The 17,403-nt window shown below is 75.5% G+C and carries 18 protein-coding genes and 1 pseudogene; 7 read left to right on the top strand and 12 right to left on the bottom strand.

What is annotated here, in order from left to right; genetic code table 11:
* Positions 1–148: 148 nt before the first annotated feature.
* Together ACIF6F_RS32490 and ACIF6F_RS32485 are read right to left on the bottom strand one after the other, a co-directional pair.
* Positions 149–2,110, bottom strand: a complete 1,962-nt coding sequence (locus ACIF6F_RS32490) for a glycoside hydrolase family 5 protein (RefSeq protein WP_399955308.1) — start codon at positions 2,108–2,110, stop codon at positions 149–151.
* A 75-nt stretch (positions 2,111–2,185) separates the two neighbouring features.
* Entirely contained in the window at positions 2,186–3,004 is an 819-nt protein-coding gene (locus tag ACIF6F_RS32485) for a LysR substrate-binding domain-containing protein (RefSeq protein WP_399955305.1), read from the bottom strand.
* 58 nt (positions 3,005–3,062) lie between these two features.
* On the opposite strand from ACIF6F_RS32485, the gene ACIF6F_RS32480 reads away from it, so the two are divergent.
* On the top strand, positions 3,063–3,461 hold the full coding sequence (locus ACIF6F_RS32480; RefSeq protein ID WP_399955302.1) for a DUF5997 family protein: 399 nt from the start codon (positions 3,063–3,065) through the stop codon (positions 3,459–3,461).
* A gap of 311 nt (positions 3,462–3,772) precedes the next feature.
* Here the strand turns inward: ACIF6F_RS32480 and ACIF6F_RS32475 are convergent, their stop codons facing one another.
* The 3 genes from ACIF6F_RS32475 to ACIF6F_RS32465 form a co-directional block, all read right to left on the bottom strand.
* Positions 3,773–4,486, bottom strand: a complete 714-nt coding sequence (locus ACIF6F_RS32475) for a class F sortase (protein ID WP_399955299.1) — start codon at positions 4,484–4,486, stop codon at positions 3,773–3,775.
* A gap of 829 nt (positions 4,487–5,315) precedes the next feature.
* Positions 5,316–5,642, bottom strand: coding sequence for a putative quinol monooxygenase (locus ACIF6F_RS32470; RefSeq protein WP_399955296.1), 327 nt, complete (start codon positions 5,640–5,642; stop codon positions 5,316–5,318).
* 216 nt (positions 5,643–5,858) lie between these two features.
* Positions 5,859–6,596, bottom strand: coding sequence for an IclR family transcriptional regulator (locus ACIF6F_RS32465; protein ID WP_399955293.1), 738 nt, complete (start codon positions 6,594–6,596; stop codon positions 5,859–5,861).
* Positions 6,597–6,956: 360 nt separating this feature from the next.
* Here ACIF6F_RS32465 and ACIF6F_RS32460 point away from each other — a divergent pair, with 360 nt between their 5' ends.
* Together ACIF6F_RS32460 and ACIF6F_RS32455 are read left to right on the top strand one after the other, a co-directional pair.
* On the top strand, positions 6,957–7,604 hold the full coding sequence (locus ACIF6F_RS32460) for a nucleoside/nucleotide kinase family protein (protein WP_399955290.1): 648 nt from the start codon (positions 6,957–6,959) through the stop codon (positions 7,602–7,604).
* On the top strand, positions 7,601–8,089 hold the full coding sequence (locus ACIF6F_RS32455; RefSeq protein WP_399955287.1) for a GNAT family N-acetyltransferase: 489 nt from the start codon (positions 7,601–7,603) through the stop codon (positions 8,087–8,089). Before ACIF6F_RS32460 ends, ACIF6F_RS32455 begins: the two co-directional genes overlap by 4 nt.
* A gap of 124 nt (positions 8,090–8,213) precedes the next feature.
* Here ACIF6F_RS32455 and ACIF6F_RS32450 read toward each other — a convergent pair whose 3' ends face one another.
* Together ACIF6F_RS32450 and ACIF6F_RS32445 are read right to left on the bottom strand one after the other, a co-directional pair.
* Complete coding sequence (locus ACIF6F_RS32450; RefSeq protein ID WP_399955284.1) at positions 8,214–8,717, bottom strand: hypothetical protein; 504 nt, start codon at positions 8,715–8,717, stop codon at positions 8,214–8,216.
* Between the two features lie 158 nt (positions 8,718–8,875).
* Entirely contained in the window at positions 8,876–9,364 is a 489-nt protein-coding gene (locus ACIF6F_RS32445) for a nuclear transport factor 2 family protein (protein ID WP_399955281.1), read from the bottom strand.
* A gap of 132 nt (positions 9,365–9,496) precedes the next feature.
* On the opposite strand from ACIF6F_RS32445, the gene ACIF6F_RS32440 reads away from it, so the two are divergent.
* Together ACIF6F_RS32440 and ACIF6F_RS32435 are read left to right on the top strand one after the other, a co-directional pair.
* The gene (locus tag ACIF6F_RS32440) at positions 9,497–10,066 is read left to right on the top strand and encodes a PadR family transcriptional regulator (protein WP_399955278.1); all 570 of its coding nucleotides are present in this window, start codon (positions 9,497–9,499) and stop codon (positions 10,064–10,066) included.
* Entirely contained in the window at positions 10,053–10,862 is an 810-nt protein-coding gene (locus tag ACIF6F_RS32435; RefSeq protein ID WP_399955275.1) for an SGNH/GDSL hydrolase family protein, read from the top strand. The genes ACIF6F_RS32440 and ACIF6F_RS32435 overlap by 14 nt, the downstream gene beginning before the upstream one ends.
* A gap of 123 nt (positions 10,863–10,985) precedes the next feature.
* Here the strand turns inward: ACIF6F_RS32435 and trpS are convergent, their stop codons facing one another.
* Both trpS and ACIF6F_RS32425 read right to left on the bottom strand, forming a co-directional pair.
* Entirely contained in the window at positions 10,986–12,059 is a 1,074-nt protein-coding gene (trpS, locus tag ACIF6F_RS32430) for a tryptophan--tRNA ligase (RefSeq protein WP_399955271.1), read from the bottom strand.
* 175 nt (positions 12,060–12,234) lie between these two features.
* A pseudogene (locus ACIF6F_RS32425) lies at positions 12,235–12,531 on the bottom strand (helix-turn-helix domain-containing protein); the annotation flags it as partial.
* Between the two features lie 147 nt (positions 12,532–12,678).
* Between ACIF6F_RS32425 and ACIF6F_RS32420 the strand changes: the two are divergent.
* Together ACIF6F_RS32420 and ACIF6F_RS32415 are read left to right on the top strand one after the other, a co-directional pair.
* Positions 12,679–13,035: a hypothetical protein gene (locus ACIF6F_RS32420; RefSeq protein ID WP_399955269.1), complete on the top strand. Its 357-nt coding sequence runs from the start codon at positions 12,679–12,681 to the stop codon at positions 13,033–13,035.
* A 517-nt stretch (positions 13,036–13,552) separates the two neighbouring features.
* The gene (locus ACIF6F_RS32415; protein ID WP_399955266.1) at positions 13,553–14,839 is read left to right on the top strand and encodes an MFS transporter; all 1,287 of its coding nucleotides are present in this window, start codon (positions 13,553–13,555) and stop codon (positions 14,837–14,839) included.
* A gap of 10 nt (positions 14,840–14,849) precedes the next feature.
* On the opposite strand, the gene ACIF6F_RS32410 is transcribed toward ACIF6F_RS32415, so the two are convergent.
* From ACIF6F_RS32410 to ACIF6F_RS32400, 3 genes are all read right to left on the bottom strand, one after another.
* Positions 14,850–15,329 carry a hypothetical protein gene (locus ACIF6F_RS32410; protein ID WP_399955264.1) on the bottom strand — a complete coding sequence of 160 codons (480 nt, stop codon included), beginning with the start codon at positions 15,327–15,329 and terminating at the stop codon, positions 14,850–14,852.
* Between the two features lie 115 nt (positions 15,330–15,444).
* The gene (locus ACIF6F_RS32405) at positions 15,445–16,389 is read right to left on the bottom strand and encodes a TauD/TfdA dioxygenase family protein (RefSeq protein ID WP_399955261.1); all 945 of its coding nucleotides are present in this window, start codon (positions 16,387–16,389) and stop codon (positions 15,445–15,447) included.
* Between the two features lie 110 nt (positions 16,390–16,499).
* Positions 16,500–17,297 (bottom strand): DUF4239 domain-containing protein, encoded by a 798-nt coding sequence (locus ACIF6F_RS32400; protein ID WP_399955258.1) that lies wholly within the window; start codon positions 17,295–17,297, stop codon positions 16,500–16,502.
* Positions 17,298–17,403 lie beyond the last annotated feature (106 nt).

Below are 17,403 nucleotides of genomic sequence, written 5' to 3'. Positions count from 1 at the left end.
GCCCGGGTGACGGGCGGGGCCGCGGAGCGCGCGCCGGAGGGGCGGCGGAGCTCCGGTGGGCCTGCCGTTCCCGCCCCCGGTCACGCCCCCTGTTCCGCCGGCATCGGCCGGCGGAACAGAGGGCGTCGTAGGATCCGCTCCGCCGGGGTCACCCGGCCACCCGCCGGCACAGCAGCGCGTCCGGACCGCCCCGACTGCCGACCCGCGTGGTGAACGCGATCCCCGCCGCGTACTCGTCCGCCGCGCACTGTCCCTTGTACTGGCCGTACGCGAAGTCGCCGCCCGGCGCCCCCGCCGGCCGGTTGTCGCCCCGGTCGAACCAGACCGTACGCCCGGCCGTCCCCAGCGCCTGCCGGGCCGGCGCGCACAGCGCGGACGACACCCGCTCGCCACGCCGCGCGTACCCGATCAGGAACTGCCCCGCCGGGCACTGGAACTTGGTGTACCCCGAGGCCCAGTCGCCCCCGGCCGGCACGTACCGCTCGTCCCACACCGCCGTCTGCGCCGTGCCCGCGGCCCGCAGGTCCCCGGCCGTCACGTCGGAGCACAGCCCCCGGCCGCCCGCGTGCCCGAGGCCCAGCAGGCGCTGGCCGTCCGGGCAGGCCGCCTTGCGGGCCCCGGAGTCCCAGTCGCCCTGCGACCGCACCCGGAGCGACTGCACGAAGTCGCGGTGGTCGGTGGTCAGCATCTGCCAGCGCGCCTCCGGCGCGACCGTCCCGGTCCGGGTCGGAGCGGTCCGCAGCCGGTCCCACGCCGCCGCCCGCCAGTCACCCGGGTCGAGCAGGCCGGACCGGGCGCCGGAACGCTCGTACCGGAGCAGCGCCCAGTCGTCGTGCCCCGCCCAGCCCACCAGCGGCCAGTACGCGAAGTCGGCGTCGGCGCGCACCAGTTCCTCGGTGAAGGCGCCGAACCAGGCGCGCGGCCGCTCGCCCGACTCGCCGGACCCGATGCCGAACTCGCTCACCCACACCGGGGCGGTGAAGTGCCGGCCGGTCTCGGCGGACACGAAGAAGGCCTGGTCGTACAGCACCTGGCGGAGCTCGGCGGGGCTCAGGTCCTGGTAGCGGGGGTCGTGCGTCTCGCCGAGGCCGGTGGCGCCGCTGTGGTTCGGGCCGGTGTATCCGTAGAAGTGCGCCGAGTAGACCAGCTTCCCCGAGACCACCAGCGTGTGGGACAGGGTCCGGGCCGGCGTGAGGGTGGGGCGGCCGTGCGCGAAGCCGTCGACCGGGATGCCGGTCCAGTTGATGCCCTCGATCACCACGAGCAGGTCGGGATTGGCCTCGGTGAGGATGCGGTCCGCGGCCTCCTGGGCCGCTGCCTGCCAGTCGTGCCCGTCGCCCCAGCCCCAGTTCGGGTCGTCCCAGACGTCCCGGCGCACCTCGTTGTACAGGTCGGCGCCCACCACCAGCGGGTCGGACCGGTAGCGGCGCGCCAGGAAGACCCAGTCGTCGGCCCACTGGGCGGTGCTCTGGCCGCTGTTCCAGCGCTCGTTGCCGTCCACCCCGCAGCACCAGCGGGTGGTGCGGGTGTGGTTGTTGAGGATCACCGCGAAGCCGTCCGCGGTCAGGGCCCCGACCACGGCGTCGTACACCTGGAGCGGGGTCCGGCCGCGCAGCTGCGGGTTGGCCGCCACCGCGGAGTCCGGCACCGGGGCGGTGGTGTGGATCATCTCGTTCGAGAACGGCAGCCGGATGCTGTTCAGACCCAGCCGGTGGAAGTCGGCGAGCAGGTCCGCCACCGGCACCCGGTCGAGCCCGAGCGGGATGCCGTGGGCATCCTGCCCCGCGTGGTGGTTCGCCGGGTCCGTGATGTCCCCCGAGCCGGTCCAGGAACCCTGGGCGCCGTCCCAGTTGGCGGCCCGCAGCCGGAACCTGCGGCCGTCCGCGTCCACGATGTACCGGCCCCGGGTGGACAGCGGCGGCCGCCAGTCCGCCGCGGTGGCGGTCCCCCCGACGGTGGCCGTACGCGCCTCGGAGGTGGCTATACGCACCTCGCCTGCTCCCGTACCCGTACGTGCGTCCGGGGCCGCCCCCACCGCCGCCGGCGCCGCGGCGAGGCCGCCCGCCACCAGGGCCGTGACCGCCCCGGCCGTACCCAGAAGAACCCGCATGCCACCCCGCCGTCCAGGTCGTCCGACATTCGAACGGCGCCAAATTACCGGCGAGTTGGTACGAAGACCAGAGGTTCAGGAGCGGCGGCGGGGCTTCCCGCGCTTCGCGCCCGCGGCACCCTTGCCCGCGCCTCCGGAGGCCCGGCCGCCCCGCGCGCCGCCGGAACCGCCCCGCGCACCCTTGGCACCCGAGGCGCCGGCGGACTTCTTCCGGGCGTCCCCGCCCGCCGCGGGCCGCTTGCGGTCCTGGCGTCCGGCGTCCGCCGCCCCGCCGCTCGACGGCTGCCGGCCCCGGGAGCTGTTCACGGTGCGGCCGCGCACGATCCCGATGAAGTCCTCGACCAGGTCCGTGGTCTTCTCCTCCGGCCACGACAGCGCCACCTGCGACTGGGGCACGTCGGTGACCGTCCGGTACGTCAGGTCCCGGCGGTGGTGCAGCCGGGCCAGGGACTGCGGCACGACCAGCACGCCCACCCCGGCGGCCACCAGCTCGATGGCGTCGCCGGTCGTGGCCGGACGTTCGATCGCGGGCTTGCCGGGCGGCTGCTCCCAGTCCAGGGTGTCGTCGAGCGGGTGGAAGACGATCTCGTCGGCCAGGTCGGCCGGGGTGACCTCCTCGGCCGCGGCGACCAGATGGTCCTTGGGGACCACCACCACGGTGGTCTCCGTGTAGAGGGGGATCGCGCTGAGGAACGTACGGTCCACCGGCAGCCGGACGAAGGCGGCGTCCGCCTCACCGCGGCGCAGCGCGTCCTGCGCCTCCGCGGCGGGCACCGCCACCAGCTCCAGCGGGACGTCCGGCAGCCGCTCGCGCCAGATCCGCACCCACTTGGCGGGTGTCACGCCCGGTACATAAGCGAGCCGGAAGGAAGGGGATGTATCCGAGCCTGTCACCGGGCCAGATTACCGGGCGTGGTCGGAGCCCGCGCACGCGCTCGATATCCTTGGTCCCATGAGTTCGCACCAGAGCACCCAGTCCATGAAGCCCGCCACCGCGGCGAAGAAGCTGGGTGTGTACCTCGACGCCACCCCCGCAGAGTTCCGGGAGGGTGTCGTCACGCGCGACGAGCTGAGCGCGCTCCAGGCCGAGCCGCCGGCCTGGCTGGTCGAGCTGCGCGCCAACGGCCCGCACCCGCGCCCGGTCGTCGCGGCCAAGCTCGGCGTCTCCATCTCGGGCCTGGCCCGCGGCGGGATCACCGAGGCGCTCACCACGGAGCAGATCGAGGCGGTCAAGCAGGAGAACCCGGAGTGGCTCCAGAAGGAGCGCGCCACCCAGGCCGAGGTCCGCAAGGAGACCGTGCGCGTGAAGAAGATGCACGCGGAGCGTGAGGCGCGCCGCCAGGAGTCCTGACCCTTCCCGCCCCCGTACCACCTCCGCCGTGGGGTGCCGCGCCGTATCGCTGCGCGGCACCCCACGGCGTTTTCGTGCGCGGCCGGGTCCGGTCCGGCCCCGGGCCCAGTCCGGCCCCGGGCCCAGTCCGGCCCCGGGCTCAGTCAGGCCTCGGGCCCACTCCGGTCCCGCCCTCGGGCGCGGCCCGCTCCCTGCTTGGGGGCGGGGCGGGGCTGGCGCCGGGTCCGCGGCCTCGTGCAGGCAGGGGCCGGGAGGGGGCGGGTGACTGGGCCGGGGTCGGGAGGCGTGGCCGCGGGCCGGACGGTCCGGGGTCAGCGGCTGACGTGCGTGAGCCGGGCGACGACCTTGACGGCCACCCGGCAGGCCGGCGGGGCGCCGGCACAGCCGAACAGCCGGAGCCGGGGGCCCCTGGCACGTCCCTCCCCGCGCCCGGCGCCGGTGCCGCCGCGGGCCCGGAGCCTCGCACGCTCGGGGCCGGTGCGCGACCAGGCGGACGTGCCCCCGGCGCGGGCGGTGCCGCCGCCGACCCACTCGACGGTGAAGGTCGCGGTGGAGCCGTCCTCGCGGACCACGTGCACCCGGTTGCCCGGCCGGAGCGCGGCGAGCCGGTGGAAGGACCCGGGGAGCGCGGCCGTACCGGTGCGGCCGAGGACCAGTGCGCTGCCCCGTTCGCCCGGGGTGGGGCCCGCCTCGTGCAAGGACAGGACGCGCGGGTGTGCCGGGCCCCCGGAGCCGACGGGGGCGTCGATGCGCAGGGCCGGGATGCGCAGGCGCAGCGGCGCCGAGGCCCGGAGCGGGCCGGGGGTGCGGCGTCCGCGGGAGTGAGCGAGATCGTCGGCGAGCCGCCGGTGCGCGGCCAGCGGGCCGGCGGCCGGCCCGCTCCGGGCGCGGGGTCCTGGCAGTCCGTCGTGGGGCCCGTCGCCACTGGTGACCACCCATGCACCCACGCTGACGGCCAGCACCGCGAACAGCGCGACGAGCCGGTCGGTCCGCCGACGGCCCGCCGCCTTCCTGCTGGAATCCACCCGTGCCCCCTCGTCCTCCGGGGTTTCCCCGGAAGTCCCCCCGTGGCCCCCGCACCTCGGCCGGGCCGCTGCGGGCGCGGCGTACGCGCCGCTCCCGTCCGCGGCCGCGGGCCCGGTGCTCGGACGTGCCCGGCGGCCCGCCGGTTCCGGGCCGTCCCCGTCACCACGGGCCCGCTGCCCACGGCCTGGCCTGACGAACCCTCAGCCCGGTCCGTACGCAGGCCCTGCCGGGCCCGTCCCGTCGCGTGCCCCGCAGGTCAAAGGCCCCGCGGCGACCGCCGCGACCCACGCCGGCGCCGCCGACAGCCTGCCGCCGAAAGGGTGACGGCCAGGGCGGCCGGACAGGAGCCGGAGCGACGGCTCCGTGCTCCAGGGCCGGGAGACGGTGAGGTCCGGGGGAGCGGGACTGGGGGCGGTGCGGTGCGGTCCGGTGGGGTCAGGGTCGGGGGCGGCGTGGCCTCGTGGGTCCGGGGCGGGGACGGTGTGGCCTCGTGGGTCCGGGGGCGGGGGCGGCGTGGCCTCGTGGGTTCAGGGCGGGGACAGCGTGGCCTCGTGGGTCCAGGTCGGGGCGGTGCGGCCCATGAGGTCCAGGGCCGGGACGGCGCCGCGCCACGGAGTCGGCGACGGGCGTGGCGCGGCCCGCAGGTCGGGGATGGGACGGCGCAGCCCCGTGGGGGTGGTGTCGGGGGACGGCGCGGCCCGGTGGGGTCAGAGTCGGCGGACGGCGCTGCCCCGGGCCGGGCACGTGCGGGCGGCCCCGAAGGGCCAGGACCGCGGCGCGACGCTGCCTCCCGGGGCCGCGGCGCGGCGGGCGCGGCCCCTCCGAGGGTCAGGACCGGGGTGCCAGCTCGGCCATCGGGCTCCAGCCCTCGCCGGGGATCTCGGTGTGGATGATCTCGGGGGTGGCGGCGATGGCCCCGGCCATGGCCTCCAGGCCGGCCTCGAAGTGCGGGGCCGCTACGTGCGCGGCGCCCGCCGCCGAGTCCCTGAACCCCTCCACGAGGGTGTACTCGTTCGGGTCCTCCACGCTGCGCGACCAGTCGAAGAAGAGGTTCCCGGGCTCGGCCCGGGTGGCGCGGGTGAACCCGTCGACGAGGGCGGGCCAGTCGTCGGCGTACTCGGGACGGACGGTGAACCTGACGGTGATGAAGATCATGCCGCGAGCCTGGCAGCCGCCCCCTGCCGGGCGCCACCCGCACCGGGCCGTTTTCCGGCCCCGCCGGAAAACGGCCCCGGTCAGCGGACGCTGCTCGTGAGCGGATGCAGCCGGTGAGCGGGCGCGCCCGGGTGAGCGGGCGCCGCCGGTCACCTGGCGCCGCCGGTCACCGGGCGCCCCTGGTTGGCCGGCGCGTCGGTCGGCGGGCGCCCCCGGTCACAGGCTGCCCGCCGCCGCGCGTTCGAGGGCGAGGCGTGCCGCCTGGGGGCGGCGCCGGTACTCCTCGGTCGGCAGGGAGACGGACAGGGCGTGCACCGCCCCGGCCTCCTGCGGGCCCGGCAGGGTGAGCGCCAGGCAGGTGAACGCGGGGTCGGCCTCCCCGACCGACACCGCGAAGCCCTGCCCGCGCACCCGGGCGAGCTCCGCCTCCAGCAGCTCGGCGGAGGTGATCGTGGCCGCCGTCAGCCGGGCCATGCCGTGCTCGTCGAGGTAGCGGCGGCGGGCGGTCCGGGGGAGCGCCGCGAGCAGCGCCTTCCCGTGCGCGGTGGCGTGCGCGCGGGTCTCCCGGCCCGGCGCGAAGGGGTTCGCGGTGTCCGTGACGGGGGCGGTGGTGTCCACGACCGTGATCACCCCGCCCCGGTACGCGGTGTGGTACGCCTCCCCGCCCGTGGCCCGCCGCAGCCGGCCCAGCAGCTCGGCCGTCCCCGCGGCGGGCTCCCACTGGCGTCGGAACTCCCGGTGCAGCGCGGGGATCCGCGGCCCGGGCACGTACCCGCGGGCGGTCCGCGTGACGTAGCCGCGCTCGGCCAGCGGGCCCAGCAGGTGGTACGCGGTGGACAGCGAGCACCCGACCCGGCGCGCCAGCGCCTTCGCGGCCAGCGGCCCCGGCGACGAGGCCACCTCGTCCAGGATCGCCAGGGCGCGGTCGACCCACTGCGGTCCGCTCTGCGGCATCGGAAACTCCCGGGGACGGCGTCAACGCTGACCGATCACCCTAACCAGCCGCGCTCCCCGCCGGGACACGGGCCCTGCCCGGCTGTCGGTCCGCCCGGCGGCAGGATCCACGCGGCGACCGACCACGGAGACCGGCCCCGGCGGTCGGCCGTGGTCGCCGGCCCAGCCGACGCACCCCGGCGGTCAGCCTCGGTTGCCGACCCACCCGGCAGACCCCGGCGACCAGCCCGGCGCGCGATCCAGACGCCCGACCCGGACGCCCGACCCCGGCACCGGCCGCGCGGCCGGCCGGTCCCCGGCCCCGCTCGCAACCGGCCCCCAGGCCCGCCCGCCCGGCCCCCGCCCCCGACCCGTCGGCCGGTGCGGCAGGATGCCGGTATGCGGATCGAGGAGCTGGAACGGCGTGCGCGGGGGCTGGCCGGGGCCGGGGGCCGGCGGATCCTGGGCATCGCCGGGCCGCCCGGCGCCGGGAAGTCCACCCTCGCCGACCGCCTGGCCCGGGCCCTGGGACCGGCGCTGGCGGCCGTCGTGCCGATGGACGGGTTCCACCTGGCCCAGGCCGAACTCGTACGACTGGGTCGCGCCGACCGCAAGGGCGCGCCCGACACCTTCGACGCCGCTGGCTACAGCGCGCTGCTCCGGCGGTTGCGCGAGCCCGCCGGGCCGGTCGTCTACGCCCCGGCCTTCGACCGGTCGCTGGAGGAGCCGGTGGCCGGCAGCATCCCGGTCGCCCCGGACGTACCCCTGGTGATCACCGAGGGGAACTACCTGCTGCACGGCGCGGGGGAGTGGGCGGGCGTGCGGCCGCTGCTCGACGAGGCCTGGTTCCTCGCCCCCGACGACGCGCTCCGCGTCCGGCGCCTGGTGGACCGGCACGTGCGTCACGGCAAGGCGCCGGACCACGCGGCGGACTGGGTCGCCCGTTCCGACGAGGCCAACGCCCGTCTGATCGCGCCCGGCCGGGACTCGGCGGACCTGGTGCTGGCCGACGTATGCTGCGCACCATGATCACCCTGGAGCGACTGACGGCTGAACACGCCACTGCCCTGCTGGAGTTCGAGCGGGCGAACCGGGCGTACTTCGCGCGCTCGGTACCGGACCGGGGGGACGCCTTCTTCGAGTGGTTCGGTGACCGCCTCCGCGCCCTGCTCGCCGAACAGGCGGACGGTACCTGCCACTTCCACGTCGTCCTCGACGCCGCCGGAGTCCTGGTCGGCCGGGTCAACCTGGTCGACGTGGCGGACGGCGCGGCCGAACTCGGCTACCGGATCGGCGAGTCGGCCTCCGGCCGGGGTGTGGCCACGGCCGCCGTCGAGGAGGTCTGCCGGCTGGCGGCCGGCGCGTACGGGCTGTCGCGCCTCTTCGCCGTGGTCACCCTCGACAACCCGGCCTCCCGGGCGGTGCTGCGCCGCACCGGCTTCGCGGAGGCGGGGGACACGGTCGTCGACGACCGCCCCGCCACCCGGTACGAGCGCTCGCTCGCCGGCCTCTGACGGCCGGGCCCCACCGGTCTCCACGCAGCCCGGCGTGATGCCGCCCCGGCGTGACGTCGTCCCCGGCATGACGCCGCCCCCGGCACCGACAGCCGGGGGCGGCGTCACGCGCGGTGCGCCTGGCTCAGCGCAAGAGCAGCGAGGCGTCGCCCGCCGCCGTGGTGACCGAGGACGGGCAGAGGAAGCTGCCCGAGGTCTTGGCCGCGGTGAAGGCCCGGTTGACGTACTTCCGGTCCGTTCCGTCGCGGTTCCACAGCACGTTCGTGGCCTTGTAGCGGCAGGAGATGAAGCTCTGCTTGCCGGTGATGTCGATGACGTCGGCCGCGGCGGTGCCGGCCGCGTCGTCGAAGGTGACGTTGGGGTTGTTGTTGAGCGTCGCGGTGATGCCCCCGCTGCAGCTCAGGTTGCCGCCGGGCTTGTTGATGGTGTTCCGGTCGATCGACAGGGCGCTCGGCGGGTTGGCGCTGGTCTTCGCGTTGGTCCAGGTACAGGTGTTGCCGGCGACCACGATGACGCCGTCGACCAGCTGGCTCGCCGTGGGCCCGAGCGCGGTGGCCGCGGTCGAGGCGCCGGCGGTGGCGGCGATGACGAGGGCGGTGACGCACGACAGTTCCGAGATCCTTCGCATGTCGCTCCTTCTTGCCACGTCCTTGTGGGGGTGTGAGCGGAGCCCGGAGGTGCGGGATGGCCGGCGGAGGTCCGTCCGGATCCGGGTGCGTCATGGAAGGTCCCATAGGGATGTTCGATTGTCAGGTCCCGGTCAAATCATTGGCCGGATCGCGGCACTCAGGCCCCCGGCACCGGCATGCTTCCGGCCGCTCCGCCGGTGGCGGCGGCCTCCGCGGGTGCCAGTCCGTCGGCGACCAGGCCGGCGAGCACCGCCTGGCCCAGGGCGTGCACCGCCGACTGCGGCCGCACCATCACCGTGATCTCCTTGATCCGGCCGTCGTCGCCGGTGTGCAGCAGGTCGATGCCGTGGATGTCCTTCCCCCCGGCCACCGCCCGGAACAGCAGCACCTCCGAGGGTGCGGTCGTGCCGTCCGTGCTGGTCTCGGAGCTGCCCTCGAAGGCGCCGACGTAGCGGAAGTCCTCGAAGGTGCGCAGCAGCACCCCCAGCAGACCGGTCACCGCGGCCCGCCCCTCGAACGGCCTGAACTTGACCGGGCTGTACAGCCGGATGTCGTCGGTGAACAGCTCCTCCATGGCGGCGAGATCGCGGCGCTCGACGGCGGCGCGGAAGCGGGTGGCGGCGGACGGCGTCGGGGTGTCGGGCATGGCTGCTCCAGGGTGCGGCGGGGCGGGTTCCTCGTACTCATCAATCTGACTACTCATATTCATGACTATGATGGCTCGTGTCCAGGGTCCCCGGGGAACGGGAACGGGAGCGGGAACGAGGAGGCGACCGCAATGGCACTGCGCCACGCCGTCCTGGCGGCGCTGCTCGGCGAGGAGCTGAGCGGCTACCAGCTGGCGAAGGCCTTCGACCTCGGCGTGGCCAACTTCTGGCACGCCCAGCCCCAGCAGCTCTACGCAGAGCTGACCAGGCTGGAGGCGGAAGGGCTGGTCACCGGCCGTGAGGTGGTCCAGGACACCCGCCCCAACAAGCGGCTGTTCACCGTCACCGCGGACGGCCTGGCCGAACTGGACCGGTTCACGGCCGCCACGGCCAAGCCGACCTTCATCCGGGACGACCTCCTCGTGAAGGTCCAGGCCGCCGACCACGTCGACACGGACACGCTCGTCGCCCAGCTCACCGAACGCGCCGCGTTCACCCGCACCAAGATCGAGCTGCTCGAAAAGCTGCTGCGGCACATGCGGGGCGACCGCGACGAGGCCGACTTCCTCCGCCACGGCGGCCCCGTCGGCCCCTACCTGACCTGCCTGCGCGGACTCGCCTTCGAGCAGGGCAACCGCGACTGGTACGAGCGCACCGTCACCGTTCTGAGGGAGAGGCAGCAGACCCATGACCGGCACTGACCCGCACGAGCCCCGCCCGGCAGTCCGCTACGAGCGGTACGTCGCACTCGGCGACAGTCAGACCGAGGGCCTCGGCGACGGCGACGACGGCGCCGGCCTGCGTGGCTTCGCGGACCGCCTCGCCGAGCTGATCGCCGTCCACGAACCGGGGCTCCGGTACGCCAACCTCGCGGTCCGCGGCCGCCAGGCCGGACAGGTGCGCGCCGAACAGCTCGCCCCCGCCCTGGCGCTGCGCCCCGGCCTCGCCTCCGTCGTCGCCGGGGTCAACGACGTGCTGCGGCCGAAGTTCGACGCCGACGAGGTCGCGGGCCACCTGGAGGCGATGTTCGCCGCCCTCACCGCCCAGGGCGCCCGCGTCGTCACCGTGACGTTTCCCGACCTCACGCGGCTGATACCGCTCGCCCGCCCGGTCGGCCCGCGCATCACCGCCCTCAACGACCGGGTCCGGCTGGCCGCTGCCCGGCACGGCGTCGCCGTCGCGGAGACCGCCCGCCCCGCGGCGGTCGCCGACCCCCGGATGTGGACCGCGGACCGGCTGCACGCCAGCCCCCTGGGCCACGAGCGGATCGCCGCCGCGCTCGCCGAGGCCCTCGCGCTGCCCGGCAGCGACGACACCTGGACCCGCCCGCTGCCGTCGCCCACCGTCCCGCTGCCGACCGGCTGGGGCGCCACCGCCGCCGACCTGCGCTGGGCCGCCGGACACCTCGGCCCCTGGCTGCTCCGCCGGGTGCGCGGCCGGTCCAGCGGCGACGGCCGCACCGCCAAGCGGCCGGGGCTGCTGCCGGTCCTGGGCTGACGGTCGCAGGGCCCACCCCCGGCCGGGCCTGGGCCGGGCGGGCGGGGCCGGGCGGGCCGGCGCGTTGCGGGTGACCGGTTGGCGGTGGCGGGTTGCGGGTGACCGGTTGGTGGTGGCGGGTCCTCAGTAGCGGGTGCCCATGGCCTCGTGGACCTCGGCCAGCGTGGCCTCCGCGCGGGCGGCGGCCCGCGCGTTGCCCGTGCGCAGCACCTGGCGTACGTACGCCCGGTCGCGCGCGTACTCGGCGCGCCGGGCCCGCAGCGGCGCGAGGTGCTCGTTGACCGCCTCGGTCACGGTCCGCTTCAGGGCCGCCGCACCCCCGTCGCCGATGGCCGCGGCCACCTCGTGGGGGTCCCGGTCCAGGCACAGTGCGGCCAGCAGCACCAGACTCGACACCTCGGGACGGCGCTCGGGGTCGTACGTGATGTGCCGGTCGGCGTCCGTCTTCGCGCCCTTGAGCAGCCGGGCCGTCTCGTCGGCGGTCGCGGCCAGGGCGATGGCGTTGCCGCGGGACTTGCTCATCTTCGTGCCGTCGGTGCCGAGCAGGACCGGAGCCGCCGACAGCAGCGCGGCCGGCTCGGGGAACACCTGCCCGTAACGCTCGTTGAAGCGCCGGGCCACCGTCCTGGTGACTTCGAGGTGCGGCAGCTGGTCGCGGCCCACCGGGACCACGTTCGCCTTGGAGAAGAGGATGTCCGCCGCCTGGTGCACGGGATAGGTGAACATCAGCCCGCTGACGGACGACTGCCGGGAGTGTGCGATCTCGTCCTTGACGGTGGGGTTGCGCTGCAGCTCGGGCACCGTGACGAGGGAGAGGAAGGGCAGCAGGAGCTGGTTCAGTGCGGGGACCGCGCTGTGTGCGAAGACCGTGGAGCGCTCCGGGTCGATGCCGGCGGCGAGGTGGTCCAGGACCAACTCCTCGACGTGCTCGGCGAGTCGCTCGGCCACGTCGCGGTCGGTGAGTACCTGGTAGTCGGCGACGATCACGTACGTGTCCACGCCGAGGTCCTGGAGGCGGACGCGGTTGCGGAGCGTCCCGAAGTAGTGGCCGAGGTGCAGCCGGCCGGTGGGGCGGTCGCCGGTGAGGACCCGGAACCGCTCGGGGGCCCGGAGGATCTCCGCCTCCAGGGCGTTGTTGCGGTCGTCGTGGGGCGGGGTTGGGGTTGGGGTTGGGGTGGTGGTCGGGGTGGTCGTCATGGTTTTCCGCCTTCGCTTCCGTTGCCGGGCGGGCCGTCACCGGACGGGCGGGTCCGCACGCGAAGCGGTACGCGGAAGGGCCGTCCGATGGACGGCCCGGGACATGTCTCGTCAGTGGCCGCCCCTAGGGGGAGCGCCACTGCCACGCACGAGACATCTGGGTCATGCGGCGAGCCTACCGGCCGCCCAGGCGCGGCTCCAGGGCATTTCGTCCCGTAGGGCGGCTGGCAGGCCGGGCTTGCGCGGAGGGTTCAGGCGGACAGTTCGCTTCCGGCCTCCGCCTCGCCGTCGGTCGTGGCGCAGGCCGCCACCGGCTCGTCCAGGGGTCCAGGGACGTGCCGAGGGCGCCGGCCAGCGCCGCCACCGTGGAGAACGCCGGGGTCGGGGCCCGGCCGGTCTCGATCTTGCGCAGCGTCTCGGCCGACACGCCGGCCGCCGCCGCTACCTCCACCATGCTGCGCGCGCCGGACGCCGGCATCGCCGCCGTGGGCGTGAGCGTGAGAGTCGGTGGCGGGTGGGGGCTGGTTGTGGTGTCGGTGGTGCCGTGAACGTGGAACCCCGCGCCGTGCGGGTGCGTCGTAGCCCGCACACGGCAACGGTAACGACCCGAGGGGGAACCATGGGGGAGTACGACTCCGCGCGACCGCAGCCCGGCGCGGATGAGGCCGGCGAGGCCGGTGAGGCCCAGGACAACGTCCAGCACGCGGACCTGACGGTCCCGGCTCGGGCCGCCGCGGCCGCCACGGGGGCGGACGCGGCGGATCCGGCGGACACCAGGCCCGACTGGATCGGCCCGTCCGCGGTGCCGGTGGATGCCGCGGCTGGGTGGGATGGTCCGTCGGTGGTGCCGGGTGATGCCGCTGATGAGTTCATCGGGCCTGGCGCCGTCGCGGAGGGTGCCGCGACGGATTGGATCGGCCCGGGCCTGGTGCCGGAAGCCCCGCTGGACGACATGGGCGGTGAGCAGGCCGGCTGACCTGCTGCCGTGTTCCGGTCGTGGCGAGGCCGGGCACGGTGGTGTTCGGCCCCGCTCGATGGATCCGCTCGGGCTCGGCTCAACCGGCCGGGAGGTCTGCGCCGAGCCGGGCCTGGGGCAACCGGGGTGGCTGCGAACGCGCCCGCTGCGGGAGGGCGCCCCGTGGTGCGTGGGTCCTCTCGGTGCTTGACCCGTCGTGGCCTGCAGGCCTCCCCCAGCTACCGCTGGGAGGTGCCCCCAGCGGCAGGCCCACCCCGGGGGCAAGGGGGCTTCGCCCTGGCCTTCGGCCACCCCCGGCCCGGGCCTGCCTCCGGACCAGCCTGCCACGACGGGTCAAGCACCTCCCCCACGCACCACGGGGCGGGGTATTGCACGGGGGAGTGCCCCACGCGGATGCGAGTTTTGGGTGGGCCCGCAGTGGTGGGGGCGGTGTGTCCAGCATGGGAGACACCGGGGTCGGAACGGCGGGGGTGGGCGGAGACTGGGGCAGGCAAGTCCCCCCTCGTACGGAGCCCGCATGTCAGATCCCGCACCCGACGCCGCCGGTCCCGACCGCGTCGGAGGACCGGCCCCCGGTCCCGGGGAGCGCCCCCTCCGGGCCTGGTCGGCGGTGCTCGCCTTGTCCCTCGGGATCTTCTGCCTGATGACCTCCGAGCTGCTGCCCGTCGGTCTGCTCACCCCGGTCGGCGCGGGGCTCGGTGTCTCGGACGGTACCGCCGGGCTGATGGTGACCGTGCCCGGCCTGGTGGCCGCGGTCTGCGCCCCGCTCGTCACCGTGGGCACCGGGCGGCTGGACCGGCGGCTCGTCCTCTGCGCGCTGATCGCCCTCGTGGCCGCGGCCAACCTCATCGCCGCCGTCGCCCCGAACTTCGCCGTGCTCCTCGTCGCCCGGCTCCTGGTCGGCGTGGGCGTGGGCGGGTTCTGGGCGATCGCCGGCGGACTCGCCCTGCGGCTCGTACCGGAGCGGCACACCCGCCGCGCCACCGCCGTCATCGTCGCCGGTGTCTCCACGGCCTCCGTACTGGGCGTGCCGGCCGGCACGCTGCTCGCCGAACTCAGCGGCTGGCGGGCCGCCTTCGCGTCCGTCGGTGTGCTCGGCCTCGGCTCGCTCGCGGCGCTCGTCCTGCTGCTTCCCCCGCTGCCGCCCGGTCCGTCCGTCGGGTTCGCGGAGCTGCCCGCCGTCCTGCGGTCCAACGCCGCCGTGCGGGCCGGGGTGATCGTGACGTTCCTGCTGGTCACCGGGCAGTTCGCGGCCTACACGTACGTACGCCCGGTGCTCCAGGACATCGCCGGCGTCCCCGCGGCGGCGGTCAGCACCCTGCTGCTCGGCTACGGCGCGGCCGGCGTCGTGGGCAACTTCCTGGCCGGTGCCCGTGAGGCCCGGCGGGCGCTGCTCGTCACCGGCCTGGTGCTGCCCGTGCTGCTGACCCTCATCGCGCTGCTCGCCTCGCCCGTGGCCGGCGGTGTCCTGCTGATCGCCTGGGGGCTGGTGTACGGCGGGGTGTCGGTCAGCGTGCAGAACTGGATGAACAAGGCCGCCCCCGGAGCCACGGAGGCCGCCTCCTCGCTCATGGTCGCGATGTTCAACCTGGCCATCGCCATCGGCGCGGTGACCGGCGGCGCGCTGGTCGACGGGGTCTCCACGGCGGCCGCCCCGCTGGCCGGGGCCGCCCTGGTTCTGCCGGCCGCCGTCATCATCCTCGTCACGCGATCGGCCCGCCCCGCGGGCCCGTCCGTGCCGGTGGCCGGGCACGGTTCCGGGGACGTCCGCACGGGCGAGGACGACACGGTCGCCGGGCGCTGACGCCCATCGGCTACGAAGAACTGCCCGGCGTCGGCACGCGCTTGCCGCGGGCGTTGTCACAGAGCAGGCTGATGAAGACGGGGCTGTCCGAGGCGTCGGTGGCGGGGCCGCGCAAGGAGGTGGAAGCGGTCCAGCCGCCCTTGCGCAGGGTCAGGGCGCCCGGTACGTCGGGGCCCCGCTGCCAGCCGTGGGCGGAACGGGCCTTCGCGAACGCGCTCTGGAGCTTCGCGTCCGCCGTGGCCGCGCGGGTCTGCCCGGTGAGCTGCTCGTTGCACTCCAGCGGGAGCACGTCCTGGGGCGTCCGCCGCAGGGTGACGCCCTCCGCCGCCAGTAGCGCCGTCAGCTCCGCCACCACCGTGTCGGCGGGCAGCGGCGCCGCCGTGCTGCGGGCGGGCAGCGGGCCGAGGTCCTGGAGCGGGTGGGCGCAGCCCGTCGCCGTCACGGCGAACAGCAGCGCCGCGCACCCCCGTACGTACCGTCCGCGTGCCATGAACCCGCCTGTCGTGCCGTGTTGCCGTTACCGGCGGCCCAGTCTCGCACCCGGGTCAGGGCACCGTGGCACAGGGGTGCCCGCACCCCGCCGCCCCCGGGGCCGTGGACGCGCGTCACCACCGCCCCGGCGCCGTCCCCGTCACCGGCTCCGACGGCCTGCCGTCCACCCCCACCGGGACCTCGCCGGCCAGCATCACCCGGTGCATCACGCGCGGACCGTCCGCCACGCCCGTGTCGTTCGGGGCGAGGTGGACGGTGGCCCGGTTGTCCCAGAAGGCCACGTCCCCCGGCTCCCAGCGGAACCGGACGGTGTACTCGGGCCGGACGGCCTGCTCCAGCAGCAGCTCCAGCAGGGGCGCGCTCTCGGCCCTGCTGAGGCCCAGGATCTGCTCGACGTAGTAGCCGTTGACGAACAGCAGCCGCTCGCCCGATTCCGGGTGCACCCGCACCAGCGGGTGGTGCGAGGCCTGCTGGTGGTCCAGCAGATGGCGTACGTACGCGTCGTCACCCGGCCGTGGCTGGTAGCCGACCCCGAGCCGGTGCTCGGCCCGCAGCCCGTCCACGAACGACCGCAGCGGCGCCGACAGCCCCGCGTACGCCGCCGCCAGGTTGGACCAGCAGGTGTCGCCCCCGTACGCCGGCACCGCCTCGGCCCGCAGGATGCTCGCGGCGGGCGGGTCGATCCGGGCGCCGTGGTCGCAGTGCCAGCCGCGCAGCAGCGTGTGCCGGCGGCGGTCGAGCCACTCCGCGCGGTCCATGCCGTAACGGCCGCCCAGCTCCAGGCGGTCGGCCGTCGTCTCGATCTCCGGGAACTCCGGCGGCGACACGCTGCCCCGCCGGGACGGTGCCACGGGTGTGCCGAACCGCCGGGCGAAGACCAGGTGCGCCTCGTGGTCCAGGTGCTGGCCCCGGAAGAACAGCACCTTCCAGCGCAGCAGGGCGGCCCGGACCGCCGCCGCCTCCGCGTCCGACAGGGGCTTCGCCAGGTCGAGCCCGACGACCTCGGCACCGGTGTACCCGGCCACGGGCCGCACCTCGACCGCGCTGTCCTCCACCACACGCCCTCCGCTTCCGCTTCTTCGCGCCTGCCCCGCCGACCCCCCCAAGCCTGCCCCGCCCCGGCCCGGCACCAACGCGTCTGCGTCCGAGGGGGGGCGAGCGCCGGGCTTCATGCCCGTTCCGGCCAGAACTTCGACAGGGCGCCCTCCTTGTAGGGGGCGGGGCTCACGGCCAGTTCGCCCGCGAAGGGTCGGTCCAGGACGAGGACCAGCAGCAGGCTGAAGCCGATCAGGGCCGCGACCGCCGTGACGAACAGGAGCTGCATGCGCAGGCTGCGCAGCCCGAACAGGAAGGTCAGCGGGATGATGACCAGCGCGCCGCCGAACACCAGCACCTTGAGCAGGGTGGGGAGTTCGGCCTGGGCCAGGCTGATCCGCTCGCGGCGCTGGGCGACGGCGTCGTTGAGGCTGGCCACGGCCTGCTCGTAGAACACCTCGTCCCGCGCGGTCACCGGCTCGTACGCCTGCAGGGCGTCGTACATGGCCTCCACCCGGGACGACGTGGCCGAGAAGGCCGGTTCGCCGGAGCGCATCCTCGGCCACTGCACCTCCACCACCGAGTGCACGTACTCGCCCACCGCCCGGTGCACCCGCTCCCGCTCGGCGGGCGGCAGGACGCGGGTGGTGCGCACGACCAGCGCCAGGTCGGTCGACTCCCTGGACACCACCTGCTGGGTGTGGTCGAGCTGGGTCCACAGCGTCACCACCACGAAGGCCAGGATGATCCCGTAGATCGCGCCGAACATCCCCAGCACCACGCCCACCATCTCGTTGTGCTCGCCCTCCGCCAGGTGCGGGAAGCGGCGGCGGGCCACCAGGCTGCCGGCCACGGCCAGGACGATCAGCACGCCGACCATGAGCACTGTGAGGGTGACGGTGTCGAGATGGTTGAGCAGCCAGAGCGACAACGCGCCGACCTCCCTGTTGAGCGCGTGCGGGACAGCCGGTGAAACGATCGTGCGGCCCCGGTGGTCACGTACCCGTGCGCCCCGGCTCCGGAGTTCACGAAGTGAA

The organism is Streptomyces sp. NPDC086023, from assembly GCF_044540325.1.
GTDB lineage: Bacteria > Actinomycetota > Actinomycetes > Streptomycetales > Streptomycetaceae > Streptomyces.
This window is presented reverse-complemented; position numbering and strand designations above follow the sequence as displayed.